General features: G+C 71.9%; 16 protein-coding genes, 1 tRNA gene and 1 other RNA gene. 5 read left to right on the top strand and 13 right to left on the bottom strand.

Features of this window, described 5'->3' with window-relative positions:
* Nucleotides 1-139: 139 nt before the first annotated feature.
* The 6 genes from BL253_RS22490 to BL253_RS22465 all read right to left on the bottom strand — a co-directional run bounded on the left by BL253_RS22490 (nt 140) and on the right by BL253_RS22465 (nt 6,534).
* On the bottom strand, nt 140-1,213 hold the full coding sequence (locus BL253_RS22490) for an aspartate-semialdehyde dehydrogenase (protein WP_076819115.1): 1,074 nt from the start codon (nt 1,211-1,213) through the stop codon (nt 140-142).
* Between the two features lie 145 nt (nt 1,214-1,358).
* The gene (locus tag BL253_RS22485) at nt 1,359-2,627 is read right to left on the bottom strand and encodes an aspartate kinase (RefSeq protein ID WP_076819114.1); all 1,269 of its coding nucleotides are present in this window, start codon (nt 2,625-2,627) and stop codon (nt 1,359-1,361) included.
* 130 nt (nt 2,628-2,757) lie between these two features.
* A complete protein-coding gene (locus BL253_RS22480) occupies nt 2,758-3,369 on the bottom strand; it encodes a response regulator transcription factor (protein ID WP_076819171.1) in 612 nt (203 codons plus the stop codon).
* Between the two features lie 37 nt (nt 3,370-3,406).
* Nucleotides 3,407-4,672 carry a sensor histidine kinase gene (locus tag BL253_RS22475; RefSeq protein ID WP_076819113.1) on the bottom strand — a complete coding sequence of 422 codons (1,266 nt, stop codon included), beginning with the start codon at nt 4,670-4,672 and terminating at the stop codon, nt 3,407-3,409.
* Between the two features lie 138 nt (nt 4,673-4,810).
* Nucleotides 4,811-5,557, bottom strand: coding sequence for an ABC transporter permease (locus tag BL253_RS22470; protein ID WP_076819112.1), 747 nt, complete (start codon nt 5,555-5,557; stop codon nt 4,811-4,813).
* On the bottom strand, nt 5,554-6,534 hold the full coding sequence (locus tag BL253_RS22465) for an ABC transporter ATP-binding protein (protein WP_241835014.1): 981 nt from the start codon (nt 6,532-6,534) through the stop codon (nt 5,554-5,556). The genes BL253_RS22470 and BL253_RS22465 overlap by 4 nt, the downstream gene beginning before the upstream one ends.
* Before the next feature lie 483 nt (nt 6,535-7,017).
* Here BL253_RS22465 and BL253_RS22460 point away from each other — a divergent pair, with 483 nt between their 5' ends.
* A complete protein-coding gene (locus BL253_RS22460; RefSeq protein WP_076819111.1) occupies nt 7,018-7,602 on the top strand; it encodes a TerD family protein in 585 nt (194 codons plus the stop codon).
* Nucleotides 7,603-7,940: 338 nt separating this feature from the next.
* Complete coding sequence (locus tag BL253_RS22455; protein WP_076819169.1) at nt 7,941-8,978, top strand: zinc-binding alcohol dehydrogenase family protein; 1,038 nt, start codon at nt 7,941-7,943, stop codon at nt 8,976-8,978.
* 175 nt (nt 8,979-9,153) lie between these two features.
* Here the strand turns inward: BL253_RS22455 and BL253_RS22450 are convergent, their stop codons facing one another.
* A complete protein-coding gene (locus BL253_RS22450; RefSeq protein ID WP_076819110.1) occupies nt 9,154-9,615 on the bottom strand; it encodes a hypothetical protein in 462 nt (153 codons plus the stop codon).
* A 311-nt stretch (nt 9,616-9,926) separates the two neighbouring features.
* Between BL253_RS22450 and BL253_RS22445 the strand changes: the two genes are divergently transcribed.
* A complete protein-coding gene (locus tag BL253_RS22445) occupies nt 9,927-10,592 on the top strand; it encodes a hypothetical protein (RefSeq protein WP_076819109.1) in 666 nt (221 codons plus the stop codon).
* 47 nt (nt 10,593-10,639) lie between these two features.
* Here BL253_RS22445 and recR read toward each other — a convergent pair whose 3' ends face one another.
* From recR to BL253_RS22430, 3 genes are all read right to left on the bottom strand, one after another.
* Nucleotides 10,640-11,239 carry a recombination mediator RecR gene (gene recR, locus BL253_RS22440; protein ID WP_076819108.1) on the bottom strand — a complete coding sequence of 200 codons (600 nt, stop codon included), beginning with the start codon at nt 11,237-11,239 and terminating at the stop codon, nt 10,640-10,642.
* A gap of 63 nt (nt 11,240-11,302) precedes the next feature.
* Nucleotides 11,303-11,722, bottom strand: a complete 420-nt coding sequence (locus tag BL253_RS22435; protein WP_096336063.1) for a YbaB/EbfC family nucleoid-associated protein — start codon at nt 11,720-11,722, stop codon at nt 11,303-11,305.
* 92 nt (nt 11,723-11,814) lie between these two features.
* Nucleotides 11,815-11,899, bottom strand: a tRNA-Ser gene (locus tag BL253_RS22430).
* 128 nt (nt 11,900-12,027) lie between these two features.
* On the opposite strand from BL253_RS22430, the gene ffs reads away from it, so the two are divergent.
* Both ffs and BL253_RS22420 read left to right on the top strand, forming a co-directional pair.
* Nucleotides 12,028-12,124, top strand: an RNA gene (gene ffs, locus BL253_RS22425) — signal recognition particle sRNA small type.
* A gap of 424 nt (nt 12,125-12,548) precedes the next feature.
* Nucleotides 12,549-14,999, top strand: coding sequence for a DNA polymerase III subunit gamma and tau (locus BL253_RS22420; RefSeq protein ID WP_076819107.1), 2,451 nt, complete (start codon nt 12,549-12,551; stop codon nt 14,997-14,999).
* Between the two features lie 29 nt (nt 15,000-15,028).
* On the opposite strand, the gene fxsT is transcribed toward BL253_RS22420, so the two are convergent.
* From fxsT to BL253_RS22405, 3 genes are all read right to left on the bottom strand, one after another.
* Nucleotides 15,029-18,082, bottom strand: a complete 3,054-nt coding sequence (gene fxsT, locus BL253_RS22415) for an FxSxx-COOH system tetratricopeptide repeat protein (RefSeq protein WP_131831546.1) — start codon at nt 18,080-18,082, stop codon at nt 15,029-15,031.
* A 155-nt stretch (nt 18,083-18,237) separates the two neighbouring features.
* Nucleotides 18,238-20,349: an aKG-HExxH-type peptide beta-hydroxylase gene (locus BL253_RS22410; protein WP_158230400.1), complete on the bottom strand. Its 2,112-nt coding sequence runs from the start codon at nt 20,347-20,349 to the stop codon at nt 18,238-18,240.
* Nucleotides 20,350-20,397: 48 nt separating this feature from the next.
* Nucleotides 20,398-20,676: a hypothetical protein gene (locus BL253_RS22405; protein WP_076819104.1), complete on the bottom strand. Its 279-nt coding sequence runs from the start codon at nt 20,674-20,676 to the stop codon at nt 20,398-20,400.
* Nucleotides 20,677-20,773: the final 97 nt, after the last annotated feature.

The following is a 20,773-nucleotide window of genomic DNA, read 5'->3' as shown; positions in this document are numbered from 1 at the left end:
GTGAATGTGCCGGCCGCTGGATGCCGCGAGCCCGAACGAGACCGGATGCTTCGTCGGATGTTTTCCGTTGCGTCCGACGCCCTCCGGTATTTGTATTCGCAACCGTTGTTCGGTAAATCGTCGTGCCGGACGAGCGGGGTTAGCGCAGGCCGCGGCCGACGAGGGTCTCGGCGATCTGCAGGGTGTTCAGGGCGGCACCCTTGCGGAGGTTGTCGCCGCACACGAAAAGCGCCACCTCGTTCGGGTCGTCCGGCGACTGGCGGATTCGGCCCACCCAGGTGGGGTCGGTCCCGACGACGTCCGCCGGCGTCGGGAACTCGCCGGCCGCCGGGTCGTCCACGACGGCGACCCCCGGCGCGCCGGCGAGCACGGCGCGAGCCTCCGCGGCGCTGACGGGGCGAGCGAACCGGGCATGCACCGCCACCGCGTGAGTGGTGATGACGGGGACCCGCACGCAGGTGGCCGAGACGCGCAGCCCCGGCATGCCGAGGATCTTGCGTGACTCGTTGCGGATCTTCAGTTCCTCCGACGACCAGCCGCCGTCCTTGAGAGAGCCGGCCCACGGGACCACGTTGAGCGCGAGCGGAGCCGGGAACGGCCCGAGGGCGTCCTCGCCGAGAGCCTTGCGCACGTCTCCCGCGGTCTGGCCGAGGTCGCGGCGGCCGCCGACGGCGGCCAGCTGGTCGTAGAGCGCGTCGATGCCGGCCTGGCCGGCGCCGCTGGCCGCCTGGTAGGACGTGGCGAACAGCGACTCGAGCCCGAACTCGCGGTGCAGCGCGCCGACAGCGACGATCATCGACAGCGTCGTGCAGTTCGGGTTGGCGATGATCCCGCGTGGCGTGTCGGCGAGCGCGTCGGCGTTGACCTCGGGGACGATCAGCGGCACGTCCGCGTCCATCCGGAACGCGCCGGAGTTGTCGACGGCGATCGCCCCGCGCTCGGCGGCGACCGGCGCCCACTGGGCGGAGACCTCGTCGGGCACGTCGAACATCGCGATGTCGACACCGTCGAAGACCTCGGGCGCGAGTGCCTGGACGACGACGTCCTGGCCGCGTACCCGCAGCGTCCGCCCCGCCGAGCGGGCCGAGGCGATCAGACGGATCTCACCCCAGATGTCCGGGCGCTCGTCCAGCAGCGACAGCATGACGGTGCCCACGGCCCCGGTCGCGCCAACGATGGCAAGGGTAGGACGGCGCACACTCTCGTCGGCCACGGCCGAAGTTCCTCTCCATGAGGGCTTTGCTCTTGCTGTAGTCAGGCGAGGGGTCCCCGCTGATCTGCCTGCCTACCTGTGATCAACGCCGAGCCTCCGGCATGCGTTCACCCGTGCATTGGCAGATCGGTGGGGAAGCTATCGGTCAGCGGCCGGTGCCGGCGTAGACGATGGCCTGGTTGTCGGGGTCGCCGAGCTCGAAGGCATCGTGGACCGCCTTGACGGCGCCCGCCAGGTCGGTGTCGCGGACGACGACCGAGATCCGGATCTCGGAGGTCGAGATGATCTCGACGTTCACGCCCGAGTCCGCGAGCGCGCCGAAGAACCGGGCCGACACCCCTGGGTGCGACTTCATCCCCGCGCCGATCAGCGACAGCTTGCCGATGTGGTCGTCGTACAGGGTCTTCTCGAAGCCGATCTCGGCGCGAACCTTCTCCAGCGCGGCAAGGGCGACGCGGCCGTCGGCCTTCGGCGCCGTGAACGAGATGTCCGTCCGTCCGGAACCGGCGACCGACCCGACCTGGACGATCATGTCGAGGTTGACGTCCGCGTCCGCGACCGCGCGGAACACCGCCGCCGCGACCCCGGGCTTGTCCGGGCAGCCGACGACCGTCACCTTCGCCTCGCTGTTGTCGTGCGCGACGCCGCGGATGATGGCCTGTTCCACGAGCTCAGCCTCCGGTAGATCGATGACCCAGGTGCCCTGCTTGGTCGAGAACGACGAGCGGACATGCACGGGGACGCTGTAGCGGCGGGCATATTCCACGCAGCGCAGCATGAGGACCTTGGCGCCGCTGGCGGCGAGCTCGAGCATCTCCTCGTAGGAGACCGTGTCGATCTTCCGTGCGTTCGGCACGATCCGCGGGTCGGCGGTGAAGACGCCGTCCACGTCGGTGTAGATCTCGCAGGCGTCGGCGTGCAGCGCGGCGGCCAGCGCGACCGCCGTCGTGTCCGAGCCGCCGCGGCCGAGCGTCGTGATGTCCTTGGTGTCCTGGCTGACACCCTGGAAACCGGCGACGATCGCGATCGCGCCCTCGTCGAGGGCGGTCCGGATCCGGCCGGGCGTGACGTCGATGATCCGCGCCTTGCCGTGCGTGCCCGTCGTGATCACACCGGCCTGCGAGCCGGTGAACGAGCGCGCCTCGGCGCCGAGGTTCGAGATCGCCATCGCCAGCAGCGCCATCGAGATGCGCTCACCCGACGTCAGCAGCATGTCCAGCTCGCGGGGCGGCGGCAGCGGGGACACCTGCTCGGCGAGCTCCAGCAGCTCGTCGGTCGTGTCACCCATCGCGCTCACGACGACGCACACGTCGTTACCCGCGCGGCGCTGCTCGACGACGCGCTCGGCCACCCTTTTGATCTTGTCCGCGTCCGCTACGGAGGAGCCGCCGAACTTCGCCACCACCAACGCCATGCCCATCAGGCTACAGAGTGCCGCCGCCGTTCCCGACCCGATTTTCGCGCACCGTCGCCGGCCCGCCAGGCCCCGGCGTGGTCCCGGCGGCCCCGGAGCGCTGGCGGCCCGGAAGTCGCATCGATGCTGGTCAGAGCCAGCCGGACTCGTCGGCGGCGCGGAGAGCCTCCATGCGGTTGCGGGCACCGGTCTTGGCGATCGCGGCGGACAGATAGTTGCGGACCGTCCCCTCGGAGAGAAACAGCCGCCCGGCGATGTCGGCCACGGTCGCCCCGTCCCTGGCCGCGATCAGCACGTCGCGTTCCCTCCCGGTGAGCGGGCTCGGCCCGCTCGCGAGCGTCGTGGCCGCGAGCGCCGGGTCGACAACGCGCTCGCCACGCGCCACCCGGCGGACGGCGTCGGCCAGCGCGTCCGGTGGCGCGTCCTTGACGACGAAACCCAGCGCTCCCGCCTCCATCGCCCGGCGCAGGTAGCCGGTGCGGCCGAAAGTGGTGACGATGAGCACCTGGGTCGAGGGGCACGTCGCCCGGACCGCGGCGGCGGCGGCCAGGCCGTCGATGCCGGGCATCTCCACATCCATCAGCACGACGTCCGGAGCGTGCCGCCTGACCGCGCCGACCACCTCGTCGCCGCGCCCCACCTGGCCGACGACCTCGATGTCGTCCTCCAACGACAGCAGAGCGGCCAGCGCCCCGCGGACAAGATGCTGATCGTCGGCGAGCAGAACACGGACTGTATTTATGGTTCGCTCCGTCCGGGCGCGGTGGGGTGGGTTCGGGTCAGGCTGGGATTGTGGCGCGTAGGCGGAAGCCGCGGATCGTGCCGTTGTGGCGCGGCGACGGGCCGTTGCCGGCGGCCGGGGCCAGGCCATGAGCCGGGCCGGATTCAAGCCGGCCGCCGGCGGCGGCTATCCGCTCGGCCAGGCCGACGAGACCGCTGCCCCCACCGCTCGGCCTCGCGAGGGCGGGCGCCTTCGGATCGGCCGACTCCGCGGCCGGGGAGGTACCGACACCGTCGTCGACGATCTCGATCGACCGGTCGGTGACCACCACCCGTACCGAGGACGCGCCGCTGTGCCGGACCACGTTCGTCACGGCCTCGCGCAGCACCCAGCCGAACAGCTCGCGGTTCGCGACAGGGACGTCCTCGACGGCGGCCGGCAGCTCGGTGCGGATCCCGGCGGCGGACAGCACCTCCCGGGCCGTCGCGAGCTCCGTCACCAGGCTGACCTGCCGGTAGCCGGCCACCGTCGCGCGCACGTCCGCGAGGCACTCCCGGCCGAGTGCCGCTACCTGGGACATCTCGGCGGCGGCCCGTTCCGGGGCGCGGGTGGCGAGCTTCGCCGCCAGCTCGGCCTTGACGGTGATCGTCGTCAGCGCGTGCCCGAGCAGGTCGTGCAGGTCGCGGCTGATCCGCAGTCGTTCCTGCTCCTGCGCGAGCCGTTCGATCTCCTGCCGGGCCCGCGCCAGCTCGATCTGGTGACGGGCGCCCGCGCGCATCGCGTAGATCGCGAACATGACGAGGGCGATGGGGCCGGATGTGGACCACTGGGCGCCGTGCGCGTGCCAGCTCGGCACGTACTGCGGAAGCCAGGTGACGGCGGCCGCCATGGCCACGACGATCGGCAGGCTCACGGCGGGCACCAGCAGCAGGGCGAAGGCGACCGCCAGGAAGGTCGGGAAGATCAGCCCGCCGCGGCCGACGAGGACGAGGTAGGTGACCATGATGAGCGGCCCGCCGACCAGCACGGTCACCTGGTCCCGGCGTGGCCCGGCGAACATGGCCCGCGGCAGCGGGACGACGTAGAGGTAGCAGAAGGCACCCATCAGGACGATCGCGAGCACGACGCGCGCCGGGTTCCGCTCGTCGGCCAGGTCCGCGAAGGCATAGGCGAGATAGATCAACCAGATCCCGGACGTCCGCCGCCACCGGGTGATCCCGGCCGTGCGACCGAGCGCGTCGCCGCCGCGAATCGGTTCGAACAGCCACCCGCGGACCTTCGCCCAGCCCTGGGGACCGTCCGGTGTCAGCTGGTCAGTTTCCATAGCTCGCCCGGCTCGCCCGCCACCCTCGTCGACGCTGCCTGTGGTTCTCTCATGTTCCTCGAATCGGTTCACACCAGTGCCGCCACGGAAGAAGGCCGTCGGCGACGCGAAGGAAGAGCATCATCGCGCCCCGGAGCTCTAGGCGCGCAGCTGGTCGCGGGCGTAGGAGCGGGCCGCGAGCCGACCGAGCACCAGGGTCCAGACGGCGAGGACGAGAACCCCGTGCCAGCCGACCCAGGAGCCGGCGATCACCTCTCTGCCGGCCTGCCCGGACCAGTACATCGGCAGCGCCTTCACGACGTCCGCCAACCAGTGAGGAAACTGCTCGACCGGCACCCATACGCCGCCGGCCAGCGCGAGCAGCGACGTCATGCCGCCGATGAGCTGCCCCGCGTTGTCCGCCCGCACGAGGTAGCCAAGCAGGATCCCGAGCGCCGCCAGCGGCAGCATGCCGATCAGCACCCAGAGACCGGCCTCGAGGTAGGTACCGATTGACAGCCTCGCCCGGTCGAGCGCGTACGCCTCGACGAACACCGCGACCAGCGCGGGCAGCGCCAGGGTGAACCCACCGATGATCTTGCTGGTGATGTACTGGCCGCTGGTCAGGGCGGTGAGCCGCAGCTGGCGGCTCCAGCCACCGGCGCGTTCGAGCGCGATGCGGCCACCGGTGCTGACGACGGACATCATGGCCCCGAAGCTGGCCATGCTGACCATGATGTAGGGGCCGACAGTGATGTCGCCGAGCGCGTCCGTCGCGTCCGCCGACGTGAACGCGGCGAACATGATCACCGGTAGGAACATGCTGAAGATGAGGAACCGGGGGTTGCGGCCGATCCTGGCCATCTCGAACCGGGTGTAGCGAGCGGTCACCATGACCGGGTTCATCGCGCTGTCTCCTTGGTCTGCGGCGCGTAGGTGTGTGTGTCAAGCCCGGTGATCCCGGTGATCCCGGTGATCCCGGTGGGCGCGGCGGGCGACGTCGCCGGGTCGGCGGTCAGGGCGAGGAAGGCGTCCTCCAGGCCGGCGCCGGTGATCTCCAGGTCGCGGACGGCGGGTGCCTCGGCGAGCAGCGCGCGCAGGGCCACGTCGCTGTCGGCGCAGCGCAGCTCGATGGTGTCGCCGCGCCGCGCCGCCCGGCTGACGCCCGGCAGCCTGCCCAGCGCGGCGAGCCGGAGGTCGTCGACGCCCGGCAGCGTCGCCCGGATGACCCGGCCACCGACGAGCGACTTCACCTCGGTCGTCGTGCCGTCGGCGACCACCTTGCCGCCGCGCAGCAGCACGATCCGGTCGGCGAAGTCGTCCGCCTCGGCCAGGTAGTGCGTCGCGAACACCACGGTGCGCCCCTCGGCGGCCCAGGTCCGGGTCTCCGCCCAGAAGGCCTGCCTGGCGGAGACGTCCATCGCCGCCGTCGGCTCGTCGARCACCAACAGCGCCGGGTCGGGCAGCAGCGCGGTGGCGAACCGCACCCGCTGGCGCTGGCCGCCGGAGAGCCGCTCGGTGCGCAGCCCGGCCAGGTCGGACACACCCGCCCGGCGCAGCGCCTCGGCGGTGGTCAGCGGGCGCGGGTAGAGGCCGCGCAGCGTGTCGAGCAGCGTCTCGACGGTGACGAACGGAAGCAGGCCGCCGTTCTGCAGCATCGCGGCGACGAGCCCGTCGGCACAGGCCTGCCGGGCCGGGCGGCCGAACAGTCTGACCGTGCCCGCGTCCGGGGTGGTCAGGCCCAGGAGCATGTCGATGGTCGTGGACTTGCCGGCCCCGTTCGGCCCGAGCAGCGCGACCACCTGGCCGGCCGGCACGGTCAGGGTGACGCCGTCGACCGCCCTGGTCGCCCCGTAGCTGCGCCGGACGTCGTCCAGCGTCACCGGTGCCGCGGCTGGGCCCGGCGCGGCGGCCGACGGGCCGGCGGCGGCTCGGAAGACGGTGGATCGGGCGGCGGTGGGTCCGGCGCCGYGCGATCGTTCGGCGACGTCGAGCGGTGGCCGAGGCARGGGTCGTCTGCGCATGCCAGCAGGGTGCCGCTGGGCGTCGCCTCGCCGTCAGTCATGACCGTCACGAACCCGCGATGACATCCGTCATGTCCGGTGTCTCCTCCGCCCGGCCGATCCCTCGCCAGCCGGCCCTCGGCGGTTCCACGACGGTTCCTTGTTGTCGTCTACGTGTTGCTTCGGTGGCCATATGGCGTGGAATGTGCCCGGACGTGGTCCCGGTGGCGGGTCGGGCTGTCCGGCGCGCGACGGGCCAGCTGATCGGCCGGACGAATTGTGCGAAGGTGTTCGCGACCAGCGCTGCTCACTGTCATGGCCGTCGATGCTTGTGGACACAGATCGGCCAGGAAGGACTCATACATGGCCATCAGCCTCGCCAAGGGCGGCAACGTCAGCCTGACGAAGACGGCGGCGGACGCCGGCAACCCGCAGCTCACGACGTTGACCGTCGGCCTCGGCTGGGATGCCCGCACCACCACCGGCACCGAGTTCGACCTCGACGCGTCGGCGATCGCCGTCAGCGAGAGCAACAAGGTCGTCACGGACGGGCACTTCGTCTTCTTCAACAACCTGAAGTCGCCCGATGGTGCGATCGARCTGTCCGGCGACAACCGGACCGGCGAGGGCGAAGGTGACGACGAGTCGGTCGTCATCAACCTCGGTCTCGTCCCGGCCGACGCCGCCAAGATCGTCGTCCCGGTGTCCATCTACGACGCCGTCAACCGGGCCCAGAACTTCGGCCAGGTCCGCAACGCCTACATCCGTGTCGTGGACCAGAACGGCACCGAGCTCGTCCGTTACGACCTCTCCGAGGACTACTCGACCGAGACGGTCGTCATCTTCGGCGAGGTCTACCGCAACGGCGCCGACTGGAAGTTCCGCGCCGTCGGCCAGGGCCACAACGACCTGGCCGGCCTCGCGCGCGACTACGGCGTGAACGTCTAAGCGCCTCGGAGGTTGCTCGCGCGACCGCTTGGCGCTTAGACATCGGGCGCTGAGCCTGACCTCCCAGATCACGACCTCCCAGATCTGCTTCGCAGATCCGGCAGGGACCCCGTACGCAAGCTCCGTCGATCCGGCAGGAACCCCGGATCTGACAGGGACCCTGCTCCCCGCGTTGGTTCCGGGCCGGACCAGAAAGCGCCGGGCCGGTCCGGACCAGTGGCCGGGCCTTTGGCTGGGCTGGGCTGTTCGGTGGTGGTCGTGTGGCTGGATGTCGTTGTTGGCGTCCGTCGGGCGATAGCCAGTGAGAGTCTTCGGGCATGACCTCGGGCGTGAGCACGATGGTGGGCTGGCAGGTGGCCAGGCCGGGGCCGGCGGCCACAGGGCCGTTGCGCCAGGTTGAGCTGTCGGTGCCCGAGCCTGGGTACGGGCAGGTCCGGCTGCGGGTGAAGGCCTGTGGGGTGTGCCGGACCGACCTGCATCTCGCCGAGGGTGACCTGGCGCCAAGGCGTCCGTTCACGATCCCGGGCCACGAGGTCGTCGGCATGATCGACGAGGCCGGGCCCGGTGTCGACATCGAGGCGCGCTGGCCGGGGCTTGGGCCGGACGGCCGGCTGGGCATCGCCTGGCTGGCCGGCACGGACGGTACGTGCGTGTACTGCCGCCGCGGCGCGGAGAACCTCTGCCCCGCGTCCACCTACACGGGCTGGGACGTCGACGGCGGCTACGCCCAGTACGCCGTCGTGAGCGCCGACTACGCCTACCGGCTCCCGGCCGGCTATGACGACGGCGAGCTCGCGCCCCTGCTGTGCGCCGGAATCGTCGGCTACCGGGCGCTGCGGCGCGCGGAACTGCCACCGGGCGGACGGCTCGGCATCTACGGCTTCGGCGCCTCCGCGCACCTTGCCGCCCAGGTGGCCCTCGCCGAGGGGGCCACCGTGCATGTGATGACGCGTTCGGCGGACGCCCAGCGCCTGGCGCTGAGCCTCGGCGCCTCCTCGGTGACCGGTGCCTATGACGCCCCGCCCGAGCCGCTGGACGCGGCGGTGCTGTTCGCGCCGGTCGGCGACCTGGTGCCGGTCGCGCTCCAGGCGCTCGACCGCGGCGGCACTCTGTCCATCGCTGGGATCCACCTCTCGGACGTCCCCCCGCTGAACTACCAGCGTCATCTGTTCGAGGAACGCGCGGTGCGCAGTACCACGGCGAACACCAGGGTCGACGGTGCCGAGTTCCTGGAGATCGCGGCCCGTCACCGGCTGGAGGTGACGGTGACGCCCTACCCGCTCGCCAGCGCCGACCGGGCCCTGGYGGACCTTGCCGCCGACCGCGTCACCGGCGCCGCCGTCCTCCTGCCTGACCTCGAATCCTTGGAACTCTGAGGCCCGGTCTCAGAACGCCGGTCCTCCGGAACCACGGAACTCCGGTCCTCCGAGACTCCGGTCCTCCGAGACTCCGGTCTCTCGAGACTCCGGTCCCCCGAGACTGCTGCCTCCGGAACTCCGCGCCACCGAGCCACCAAGCCCATGCCCAGGGATGGGCGTCGATGGCGTGGCTTCAGTCGGCTCGCGGGGTGCGGGCGGACCAGGCTCGCAGAGTGAGCGTGCTGATCGCCGTGAGCGCGGCGGCGGTGGCGACCTCGCGGGGGAGACGGTGGCGGGCCTCGTTCTGGATCGCCTCGTGGAAGCGGTCGAACCGGGTCGGCCAAGGGCTGTGACCTACGAAGAAGCGGCCGACCTTGTCGGTGTCCGGTAGGCAGGCGCCTGTCATCCCGGCGAGGACGGAGAGCCGGACGGCCGCCGGTGCGGACGCCGTCAGCAGCGCCATCGCCGCGAGTCCCGCGACGCCGTCCTTCTTAGCGATCGGCAGCCATTCTGGCTCGGTGTTCGGGCCGGTGCCCCAGTGCGGCAGCGCGTCCATCACAAGATGGGACAGGAAGCCCGCGGCGAGCGCCGCCCCCGGCCTGCGGACGGCCATGCCGACCAGGGCACCCGCCCCGACATGTGAACTGATGATCATCTGGTGTACCCGCTCCTGACATGACCGGCTGGGTCGGCTCCGCGTTCCACGCTGTCATCCRGCCTCCGGTGGGTTGCGACCGGGGTGGTGCGACCGGCCGACGTTTAGGGACGAGCCGGCTGGGCTATCGAATGTCGTGATAGCTCGCAAGATGCACTTGTATTGCGATGCGTAAGGGGCGGATGGCAGACTGTCCACCGGTGGAAGCGGAGCGTGGTTCACGCTGGACACGGGACATCCCGGGCCGCCTAGCTCGCCCGATCGCCCGTTCCAGAACCCGCGCTGGCGGATGGCTGGAGGAGGCGCCGGGCATGATCGGTCTGACCCAGTCGTGGACCCTCATCAACAATGTCACCCCCACCCGGATGCTGCGGATGCTGCCCGTGCGCGCCGGCTCCGCCGAAGCGGCCCCCCGCGCTCCGGCGCTGCCCGGCCTCGCGCCCGGCGCCGTCGTGTCGGTCGCCTGGCGGCTCGACGGAGCCGGCAGGGTCGTCGGCGCGCTGCTGCCGCCAGGACACCCCACCGGCGGTCCGCTGGGCGCGCGCGTCCTCGCCGGGGAGGGAGTCTGGCCGGCGACGATGTGGCCCGCCGGGCAGGAGATCTCGCGGGAGAGCTCGCTGATCGAACTGACGACGGAGCCGGCGCGCCTGGTGGTTCACGCGGCCAGCCAGGAGATCGCCGGCACGGTCGACCAGCCCAGCCGGCCGCGGGCCGGCCACCCGCGACTGCGCCGGCTCGTGGCCGACCTGCGCCGCGACAGTCGACAGGTACGCATCAGAGCGGCCGGCAGGGTCTGGTGGCTGCGCGCGACGGGTGTCTTCGGAGTGCGGGTCAGCCGCGGCGGCCAGCCGGTCTACCTGACCCGTGGCATGCTCGGGCACTTCTCCGCCGAGGCGGACGAGCTGGACATCAGCGTGGTGCTGCTGACGTTGTCGGCGATCCCCAGCTCCACCTACGCCCCGATCCTCGGCTTCTAGACATGCCCAGCCCGGCCCCGGCTGAGGCGGGGGACGGCCGGAGGCCGTCAGGGAGAGACCGTGCGGCGGCCCTCGAAGGCGCGGCCCAGGGTCACCTCGTCCGCCCATTCCAGATCCCCGCCCATCGGCAGGCCGCTCGCCAGCCGGGAGACCGTCAGGCCCATCGGGGCGATCTGGCGGGCGAGGTAGCTCGCGGTGACCTCCCCTTCGGTGTTCGGGTCGGTCGCCAGGATCAGCTCGGTCACGGAGCCGTCGGCCAGCCGCGCGATCAGCTCACGGATGTGCAGGTCGTCGGGGCCGACGCCGCCGATCGGGTTGATCGCCCCGCCCAGAACGTGGTAGCGACCGCGGAACTCACGGGTGCGCTCGACCGCGACGACGTCCTTCGACTCCTCGACGACACAGATCACCGTCGTGTCGCGACGCGGGTCGGAGCAGATCCGGCACAGCTCGGCCTGAGCCACGTTGAAGCAGATCCGACAGAACTGGACCTTCTCCTTGACCTCTATCAGCGTCTTGGCGAGCCGGCGGACGTCGGCCGGGTCGGCGGCGAGAATGTGGAACGCGATGCGCTGCGCGCTCTTCGGCCCGATCCCGGGAAGCATCCCGAGCTCGTCGATCAGGTCCTGGACGACGCCTTCATACACGTTTGCCTTACCGTTCCCGCGCCGTCAGCGCCGTCAGTCCTGAACCGTCAGGCCACGATGTCGTCAGCCGAGCTGTGGAAAACCACCAGGCAGCCCTGGCAGCCCGCCACCCGGCCCGCCCATCCCTCCGAGCATGTCGCCCAGCCCACCGGTGGCCGCGGCCATCTTCTGCTCGGCCAGCTTGTGCGCGTTCGTGGTGGCGTCGCGCACCGCGGCCAGCACCAGGTCGGCGAGCGTCTCGGTGTCGTCCGGGTCGACGGCCCGCGCGCTGATCTTCAGGTCGACCAGCTCGCCGCCGCCGTTCACCGTCGCGGTCACCAGCCCGCCACCAGCGCTGCCCTCGACCCGAGCCTCGGCGAGCTCCTCCTGCGCGGCGACCATCGCGGCCTGCATCTTCTGCGCCTGCTCGAAAAGCGCCCCGATGCCACCGGCCGCGTCACCGCCGAGCCCACCGAACGGGTCCCCAGGAATCGACATGACCATGATCCTACGTCCGACACGTACGCGCCCACGCCCACACTCGCGTTGGGTTCGGTGTCTGCACGCCGAGCCGGGACCCCGAAGATCGGAGAGAGCGGAGGACGGGGGATTCGAACCCCCGAGGGTGTAAGCCCAACACGCTTTCCAAGCGTGCGCCCTAGGCCACTAGGCGAGTCCTCCGCCGACGAGAGTACCGGATCGCGGGCCCGCCGTGGCCGGCGGGCGGGGCCTGACTGAGGATCACCGGGACGCTCAGGGCCAGAAGTGGCCCGGCCGTCAGGACCGGCGCCGGAGGGCTAGACTGCGAAGCAGACCCCTCGTGTGGCGTCATCCTCGTGAACCTCCCCAGGGCCGGAAGGCAGCAAGGATAAGCGGGCTCTGGCGGGTGCGCGAGGGGTCCTCCTGTTCGCCGCCCTTTGGGCGGCTCCCCGGGCTCGTGATGCTGCCCCGGGGGGCGACCCCCGGACCCCCGAGGTAGGGGCTTCGCCCCTACGACCCTCTTGGCTCGTCGCCTGGCGGCGACGTCGTCTGGTGGGCTCGTCGCCTGGCGGCGACGTCGTCTGGTGGGCTCGTCGCCTGGCGGCGACGTCGTCTGGTGGGCTCGTCGTCTGGCGGCGACATCGGTGGGGGTGTCTTGCTGTCGTCCTTTGTTGGGGGTCGGATCTTCGAGGTGCGCTTCGCGCTGCCTGGGGGAGGCGAGGCTTCTGCGGGTGCGGAGTGGCCCCTGCGGTGGTGGTTGGGGGAGGCGGAGAATGGGGTTGCCCCGGTCCCCTGATAGCCCAGGCACCGGATCGGGGTAGGTAGCGACGCGGGCTGCGAGGGCGAGCGAGTGAGCACAGCGCTGTACAACCGGTATCGGCCCGCGACGTTCAGCCAGGTCGTCGGGCAGGAGCATGTGACGACGGCGCTGATGCAGGCGCTGCGCACCAGCCGGCTGCACCATGCCTACCTGTTCAGCGGCCCGCGCGGCTGCGGCAAGACCTCGTCGGCGCGGATCCTCGCCGCCTCGCTCAACTGCGAGCGGGGGCCGACGCCCGAGCCGTGCGGTGTGTGCGACCAGTGCGTGTCCATCCGGACCGGCTCGTCGATGGACGTCACCGAGATCGACGCCGCCTCGCATGGCCTCGTCGATGACGCGCGTGACCTGCGGGAACGCGCGTTCTTCGCGCCGGCCTCGGCCAGGTTCAAGGTCTTCGTGGTGGACGAGGCGCACATGGTGACCGCCGCGGCGTTCAACGCGCTGCTCAAGGTCGTCGAGGAGCCGCCGCCCTACCTGAAGTTCATCTTCGCGACGACCGAGCCGGACAAGGTGATCGCCACCATCCGGTCCAGGACGCATCACTACGCCTTCCGGCTGGTGCCGCCAGGGGTGCTGCGCGACCACCTGGCGTCGATCTGCGCCCAGGAAGGCGCCGAGATCGACCCGACGGTGCTCCCGCTGGTGGTCCGCGCCGGCGCCGGCTCGGTGCGCGACTCGCTGTCGGTGCTCGACCAGCTGCTGGCGGGCGCCGGCCCCGAGGGGCTGCGCTACGACCGGGCGGTCGCGCTGCTCGGGATGACCGACGGCGTGCTGCTCGACCAGACCGTCGACGCGCTCGCCGCCCGCGACGGGGCGACGCTGTTCACCGTCGTGGACAAGGTCGTGGGGTCGGGGCACGATCCACGCCGCTTCACCGCGGACCTGTTGGAGCGGCTGCGCGACCTCATTCTGATCAACGCTGTGCCCGACGCGGTCGAGCGCGGCCTCCTCGAGGCCTTCTCGTCCGACCAGATCGACCGGATGAAGGCCCAGGCGGGCCGGGTCGGCCCGGCGGAGCTGTCGCGGACCGCCGACGTGCTGCACGCCGGGCTCGCGGAGATGCGCGGGACGGCGAGCCCCCGGCTGCTGCTCGAGCTCGTCCTGGCCAGGGCGTTGCTGCCAGGCGCGGCGACCGACCCGGCCGCGCTGCTCGCCCGCCTGGAGCGGCTCGAGCGCGGCCTGGCCGTGGGTGTTCCGGCGGCCGGTGTTCCCGTGGCGGGTGCTCCGGTCTCGGCGGCGCCCGCGGCCGCGACGCCGTGGGCCCCCAGCCCCGCCTCCGCGGCCGAGCCCACCGCCCCGGCCAGCTCGCCCGCACCGTCGGCTCCGTACCCCCCGAACACACGGCCGTCGGCGGGGGCGCCCATGGCCGAGCCCAGGCCGGCTCCGTCGACCCGGCCGGCTGACGGAGCCCCGGCGGCTCGGGCGGGCGGCGGCTGGGGCGGCCCGGCGAGCGGGCAGACGGCCCCCGCCGGGCGGCAGTCTCCGCCTCAGCCGGTCACCCAGCCAGCGCCGCCACCGCCGGCCGCGGCTGGCGGTGGCGGCGGTGCTGACGCGGCGGCGGTGCGCGCCAGGTGGGACCAGGTGCTCGCGGCGGCACGGCGCCGCAGGGTGGTGACAGCGAGCCTCCTCGTGGAGCACGTCAGGGTGCTCGACGTCCGGTCGAACGAGGTGTTTCTCGCGCTCTCGACGCCCCCGATGGCCAAGGTGTTCGGCCAGGGGAACCACGCCGAGGTGCTGGGCGAGGCGCTCGCCGAGACGTTCGGCGGCGTGTGGCGGGTGACGATCGGTGAGCCTGGCGCGAGCGGGGGGCGTCCCGGCGTCGACGGCGCCCGGGGCGGGCCGACGCGACCCGCTGGTGCGCCGACCGGCCACACGCCGACCGTCCACGCACAGACGGCCGACGGCCCGGGCCGGGCGACGCAGCCCGGGCCGCCGCCCTCGCCGGCGGCGGCCGCCTGGTCGGCACCACAGCCGGGCCAGGGGGTCCGCCCGCCCACCGGCTACGCCGCCCAGCCGTCGCCGTCGCCGCAGCCGTCAGCCGGGTATGGCGCTGGCTTCGCGGGTGGCGGGATGCAGCCGCCCCGCCAGGCCGGTGTCGCCGGTAGCGCGGGGGGGTTCGCGGGCTCCGCCATCGCCACGGCGGAGCGCGGGCCGCTCGGCCCCGGGCTCGACGCCGCACCAGGCCCCGCGTTCGCCCGCCAGGACACCGGACCCGGCCTCACCGCGTCACCCGCTCCGGTGRCCATGGCCACGGTTGGGGGCTCCGCGGTCGCCGGGGGGGCCGCGGCGATGCCCTCCCACGCCACGACCGCGGCGCCCGGGGCCTTCGGCGCGGGCGACGACGCGACCGACGAACCGTCGCCGGACGACGAGGACGCGCCGACGCATCCGGGCGCGACCCTGACGGGCGAGGCCGCCGCCGTGGAACTGCTCCGGGTTGGCCTCGGCGCGACCGTCATCGAGCAGCGCGGCGACGGCTGAGCGGGCCTGGCGGTGCCTGGCGCGGGACGTCACATCGGCGGCGGCTCGATGTCGAGGTCCATGCGGGCGTGCTGGACGGTGGCGCCCACGGTCTCGGGATGGTCTGGACCGAGAGTCTCCTCGTAGCCGACGGTGACGGTGGCCAGGAGTTCGCCGGCCTCCTCGGGGTTGCCCGCCGCGTGCAGGTCCGCGGCCAGGTTGGCGCCGCAGGCCAGGGTGTAGGGATGTCGCTCGCCACGTACCACCACATGGCGCTGGTAGGCGCGCCTCCCATACTCGACGGCCTGCCCGAGGTCCCCGGCGGCCGCGCGGTCGCTCGCCAGGTTCGCGAGGCACGCCAGGGTGTACGGATGGTCCTCGCCGAGGATCTCGGTCAGCAGGCTCCATGTCGCGCGGTTCCGCTTCTCGGYGTCCGCCGGCCGGCCACGAAGACGGTCGATGATGGCGAGGTTCACCGCGCAGCAGAGGGCGTACGGGTGGCGCTCGCCGAGTACCGCGGTCGTGAGTTCCAGGGCCTCGTTCGCGTGCGCGCTCGCGCCGACCATCTCGCCCGCGAGCCGCAGGTCRCTGGCGTAGTTGGTCCGTGCCGCGATGGTCTCCCGGTTGTTCGCGCCCAGCGCGGTCTCATGGTCGGCGAGCAGTTCGGCGGCCAGGTCCTTCGCCTCCCTGAGCAGGCCGGCCTTGCGCAGCGACAGCGCGAGGTTCTTCCTCGCCCGCAGCGAGTCCGGGTGGGTGCGGACGATGGCGTTGAGGTAGAGGTCGACCGTGCGCCGCTGCCGGTCGACGGACTGCCGCACGAATCCGCACTCGCGCTCGTCGCGGGCGATGTTGTTAAGGGCCAGCAGGGTCGACGGGTGAGTGGGTCGGAGCCGCTGACCGACCGCGTAGGMATCCTGGTCGAGCCGCATCGCCTCCGCGAACCGTCCGTTCATCCGGAGGCACACGGCCAGGTTGTGGGCGTGTCTGGTCGCCGTCAGCTCGTCGACGCTGGGATCGGCTGAGGCCTCCTCGTAGTTGCGCAGGTCGATGGGCAGTGCCTCCCGCCAGTCGCCGCGGAATCGCAGCGACGCCGCGTAGCCGCCGGCGGCGTCGTACCGCCAGTGCTGCCCGGGCCCGTCGGTGGTGCGGGCCGCCGTCCAGGCGGCCTCGCTGTGCTTCAGCGCCTCGTCGAAGGCGCCAAGGGGGCGCAGCGCGGCGGCGGCCCGCAGGTGCATGACGATGATCGAAGGGTCGTCGTCGGGCAGCCGTCCGGGACCGCCCCAGCTGGCCAGCGCCCGGAGGGCGAGATCGCGGGAGTCCGCCCATTCGCCCACGACCTGCAGGTAATCGACGACAGAGATCATCATCCGGCGGGTCGGCGTGTCGTCGTAGCGGTCGACCGCGCCGGACGACCCGAGAGAGCGCAGCAGTTCCTGGTAGCGGGGGTACGCGTCCGAGTCACGCGGGGTACCTGGCTCCGCGACGACCAGGATGGACTGTGCCAGACGCTGGATCGTGTCGTGCTGACCTTCCGCCTTCAGCAACGCCCGAATGGCGTCCTGGAGGAGGAGGTGCATCATGACCGTGGTGGCGTCGGAGCGCGTGTCGTGGGCCACGGTCGCGAGTGCGTAGTGCCCGAGGGTGGCGAGCAGGTCGGCCGACAGGTCCGGCTGCTCCAGCGCCTCGGCCAGCTGGCGCGGCAGCGGCACACCCTTGTTCGCCGCGTTGGCGAGCAGCGCCAGCGAGATCGGGTAGGGGCCGAGGAATGAGCACAGCTGCAACAACTGCAGCGCCGCAGGCTGCTTGTCGCGCAGCTCCCACACCGCCGGCAGCCAGGCGGACAGCATTGTGCGATCCGTGCCAGGCCGTTCGTAGTTCGGTGGAACGGCACTGGCCATGCGCAGGAAGTATGAGTCCTTCAACTGCATGTAGCCATCGACTGACACACTGGAGTCGGCGACGAGACCCGCGGCCAGCGCGAGCCCGATCGGGAGATGCCCGACCTGGTCTGCGAGCCGGCGGGCGTCGGCCTCGGGCACGGTCGCCGCTCGGCGGCGCAGATAGGTGACGCTTTCCTCCGGGGTGTACAGMTCGACGGGCAGCACCTGGGCGAAGCCGGACCACTGGTCGGTCCTGGCGGTCAGGAGGACCTGCCCGCCGCCCGACGGCAGCAGCCGGTCCTCTGGCCGCCTGGTCCGGACGATGTCGTCTACGTCCTCGGCGGCGTCGTAGATGAGTAGCCATCGCCGGCCGCCGGCACCCTGGCTGAGCTCTGCGAGGACGGCGCGTGCCATCCGCCTGGGATCGGGTTCGAGGCGCAGACCGAGCAGCAGCCCCAGGCGCGCGAGACTGGCGCGGACCTGATGCGCGCCGCCCGCGTAGATGAACCAGATGATGTCGTAGGCCGCGCCGAAGCGATGCGCGTACTCGATCGCGAGCTGGGTCTTCCCGACACCGGGTTGTCCACGCAGCACGGTGGGCGAGGAGCTGCCCGTCGGCGTCAGCCGGTCGCGGATCAGGTCCAGCTGCGCCTCCCGGCCGGTGAAGTACGGATTGTGCGGTGGCAGGTCGCCGATGATCTCTGGCGGATGGCCGGGGAAGCGTGCGGCCGCGAAAATCGAGCCGCGCCGGGCCATGCGCGGCCCCGTAGGCGTCTCAGCGGCGGTGCCGGGGCCCGCGACAACGCGCAGCAGGCGGGCGCGGGCGGCCTCCTCGCCAACGTCCGTCAGGTCGACGAACGGGAGCTCCCTGGGCAGGTCGGGCCTCGTCCGTACGGTCGTGGTGACTACCGGCGTTATCCGATCGATCTGATCGTCGTCCAACGCCGCGAACCCCACCGTCCAGTCGTCGACCGAGGACGGACCGGCGCCGAACAGTTCGTCATTGAAGATGACCAGAACATGGTCGGCTTGGTCGACGCAGCGGGACAGCAGCGCCGTGGGCGTCTCGGCCGTGCGGTGCTCGACCCGGCGCCGGCCGACGTTCCGGCCGCGACGCTGTAGCTGGCTACTGATCCACTCTACCCACAGTTGATCGACGCCGGCGAAGACGACGAGAACGTCAGCCTGCCGCAGCATGGGCGGCAGACCTGGGTCAGACGTCACAGGACTCCCTTTCCTGGGCACCCGAGCCCGTCGTCGACACCATCGGCCGCCGATCAGGACGCGGGCGGAATGTGCGTAAAAGTAGTGGTCTGATCGCTGTGGGAGACCTATGGCGTGGGGGAGTGCCCGCACCGGGCCGAAGATCCACTAAAATCTCATCGGGCGAGGAAATAGCGCCCCGCCTCGGCGGCCATCGCCGCTGAAGCTGGCGGGGCTGAAGCTGGCGGGGCTGAACCAGTGACGGGGGCCGGCCAGACCGTGGCGGCTGCCGGCGGCGCGTACGCGCTCAGCCACGCGACCAGCGGTTCCGGTTCCGGGGCCATGCCCATCAGCTTCTGGACGCGAACACTCACCGCGCGGACGAGTTCGGGGCGAGCGAGCAGGAAGGTAGCGAGCTCCGGCTGGCCGGCCCGCCGCCAGGCGAGTCCCAGGCCTACCCAGGCGGAGCAGGCCTGAGGATGCCGGATGAGCGCGCGCCGGTATCGGCCTGCGGCCGTCCAGGCGTCGCCCGCGACGTAGCTCAGATCCGCGTTCACCAGCGCCACCGTCCTCTCGCCCACTGCGACCAGCTCCGCGAACCCGCGCGGGTCCCGCAGTCGATGCAGGCGCAATGCCCGGCGCACCTCAGCCTCGGTCGGTGGCGAGTCGGTGGCCGAGCCCGCGGCCGGTATGCCGGTCGCGACGGCGGACTGAGCCCGCGCGATCCAGGTGCGCGCGAGGCGTTCAACCTCGTCTCCCCTCGCTGGCACATGGCGTAGCCGCCAGGCCAGCCGACGGTCGAGCGCCAGTTCGTCGGCCTCGTCGGCCAGTCGCGCGGGCAGCGGCTCGTGCTGCCAGTGAGCGAGGATCGTGTCGATACCGTCGACGAAGCGCTCGCCGGCCCCCGTCAGCAGGCCGCGGTGACGCAGCTGATCGATCGCGTGCCTGGTCTCGTCGCGCCACATCCCGAACTTGACCCGGGCCAGGTCGGCCATCGGCCCCTCCGGTACCCGCTCCCGGCGGACGCGCCAGAAGTCCGTGATGGCGAGGTGCGCGTAGATTCCCTGCAACAGGGGCCAGACGGGGCGCGGGTCGCGTCGCCACGGTGCGTAGAACAGGGCCGGAGGCTGGCCAGCCGGTTGTGGGCGGACCAGTGGACACAATCCGGCCAGCCCGTCGAGCTTGGTGTGTTGCGACTCATGGATCAGCGTCAGGGCGAAATGGGCCGGGTCCGAGGGGAGCGTCAACGCGACCGAGCCATAGGCATCCGGACAGGTCATGCTGGATGCCTGGCGAGGAGTCGCGYCGTCAGCGGCAGTGGTACCGCCACCAGGAGCGGCGCCGCGAGCCGGATCTGCCTCCTTTCGGACGGAGAGCGGGACCACTGAGCCGAGAAGCGTGGCCAGCTCTGTGGCGTAGGCCGGCAGCTCCTGGCAGAGCAGTGCCCAGGCCTGCACGAAGAGGCTCTGCCAGACCGCGAACGTCTCCGCGTCCAGTCGGGCGGTCGGGATGGTGCCGACACCAGTAGGGAACGGATCCAGGTCGTCAAGCGGGACGCTGATCGTCGAGTCGGCCCAGGTCGCGGTCAGGCGGCGCATGCCCAACCAGCCCGGGGCGTCCGACGCGTGATCGGTGGGGATGCGGACGCGGCCGGCCACCCCGATGATCTCGCCTCCGCCGTGGCCGCACCTGAAGAGGGCGGACCGGCCGATATCGTCGGCTGCCGGGGCCCCGGAAGGCTTGGTCGCCCCTGTCCAGTCGGGGAGGACGTTCTCAGCGGCGACACTGACGGCGCCGGCCGAGGAACGGGCCAGCACAGGCCCGGCCGGCTCTGGGTCGAGGACGGCGACGCCAAGCGTCGGCAGGTACACCCGGCCGTCGCGGACCGGGACAGCTATCTCGGCCTCTATCCCGGAGCGCAGCGCCGCCGCCGCGGCGATGGACGCCAGCTGGGCGAGACTCTCGGTGAGCGTGGCGGCCGGTGGCACCCCAGAGCCGGCGGCGCTGGATGCTCGGGACCTGGGCCCGGTGCGCAGCGAGCGGACACAGCTCACGGCCCAGGCGCCGACTGACGGGAAGCCGAGAACGTCGCGTACCGCGTCGCGGTCCTGCCGTTCCGCGCGCTCGAGCAGCGCGTAGGCGGTGTCCAGCCAGGCGGCGAGTGGTCCGTCGAGCTTGGTCGCGTCCTCGAGAATCACCCGTAGCAGGAGCAGGATCCGACTGCGCCGGCCGGCCAGCAGGAGAGCCAGGGCGGCCGAGGACCCATGGCCGCGGGCAAGATCGTCCAACCATGCGATCGGCACCGACATGGGTGCGATGGGCCGGGACATGTGCCGTCAGCCCAGCGGAAGCTCGCCGGCTCGCCTGGCGGCGGCCGGGTCGGCTGCCCGGGCTTCGGCGGACAGAACCAAACCGAGGAGACTGCCGGACCTGATGTTGTCGCTTTCGTCGACAACCGCGCAGAATGCCTGGGCCGGATCAGTCACGTCCGCGAGGACCCGCCAGGTCGCCTCCTCGATCCGGGGATCGCGGAGTGACCGCAGCTCGGACAGCGGAGTTGTGGACAGGTCCACGGCCGCGGATTTCAGCATCGGCATGAGCTCGTCCATCGTCATCCCCCCGATGTCCTCGCGTCACACGGCGGATACCGTCCCTCTGGGGCCGGGCAGGGGGGCGGTGGAGGTCAGGGCGTCCTGGTTTGGCCGCCGATTC

It is taken from the genome of Pseudofrankia asymbiotica (genome assembly GCF_001983105.1).
In the GTDB taxonomy this organism is placed as follows: domain Bacteria; phylum Actinomycetota; class Actinomycetes; order Frankiales; family Frankiaceae; genus Pseudofrankia; species Pseudofrankia asymbiotica.
This window is presented reverse-complemented; position numbering and strand designations above follow the sequence as displayed.

Coding starts and splice junctions, on each gene's coding strand:
- BL253_RS22485 (WP_076819114.1), bottom strand. CDS start 2,627: ATGGCGTTGGTGGTGGCGAAGTTCGGCGGCTCCTCCGTAGCGGACGCG.
- BL253_RS22475 (WP_076819113.1), bottom strand. CDS start 4,672: ATGGAAACTGACCAGCTGACACCGGACGGTCCCCAGGGCTGGGCGAAG.
- BL253_RS22470 (WP_076819112.1), bottom strand. CDS start 5,557: ATGAACCCGGTCATGGTGACCGCTCGCTACACCCGGTTCGAGATGGCC.
- BL253_RS22450 (WP_076819110.1), bottom strand. CDS start 9,615: ATGATCATCAGTTCACATGTCGGGGCGGGTGCCCTGGTCGGCATGGCC.
- BL253_RS22445 (WP_076819109.1), top strand. CDS start 9,927: ATGATCGGTCTGACCCAGTCGTGGACCCTCATCAACAATGTCACCCCC.
- BL253_RS22435 (WP_096336063.1), bottom strand. CDS start 11,722: ATGGTCATGTCGATTCCTGGGGACCCGTTCGGTGGGCTCGGCGGTGAC.
- BL253_RS22405 (WP_076819104.1), bottom strand. CDS start 20,676: ATGACGATGGACGAGCTCATGCCGATGCTGAAATCCGCGGCCGTGGAC.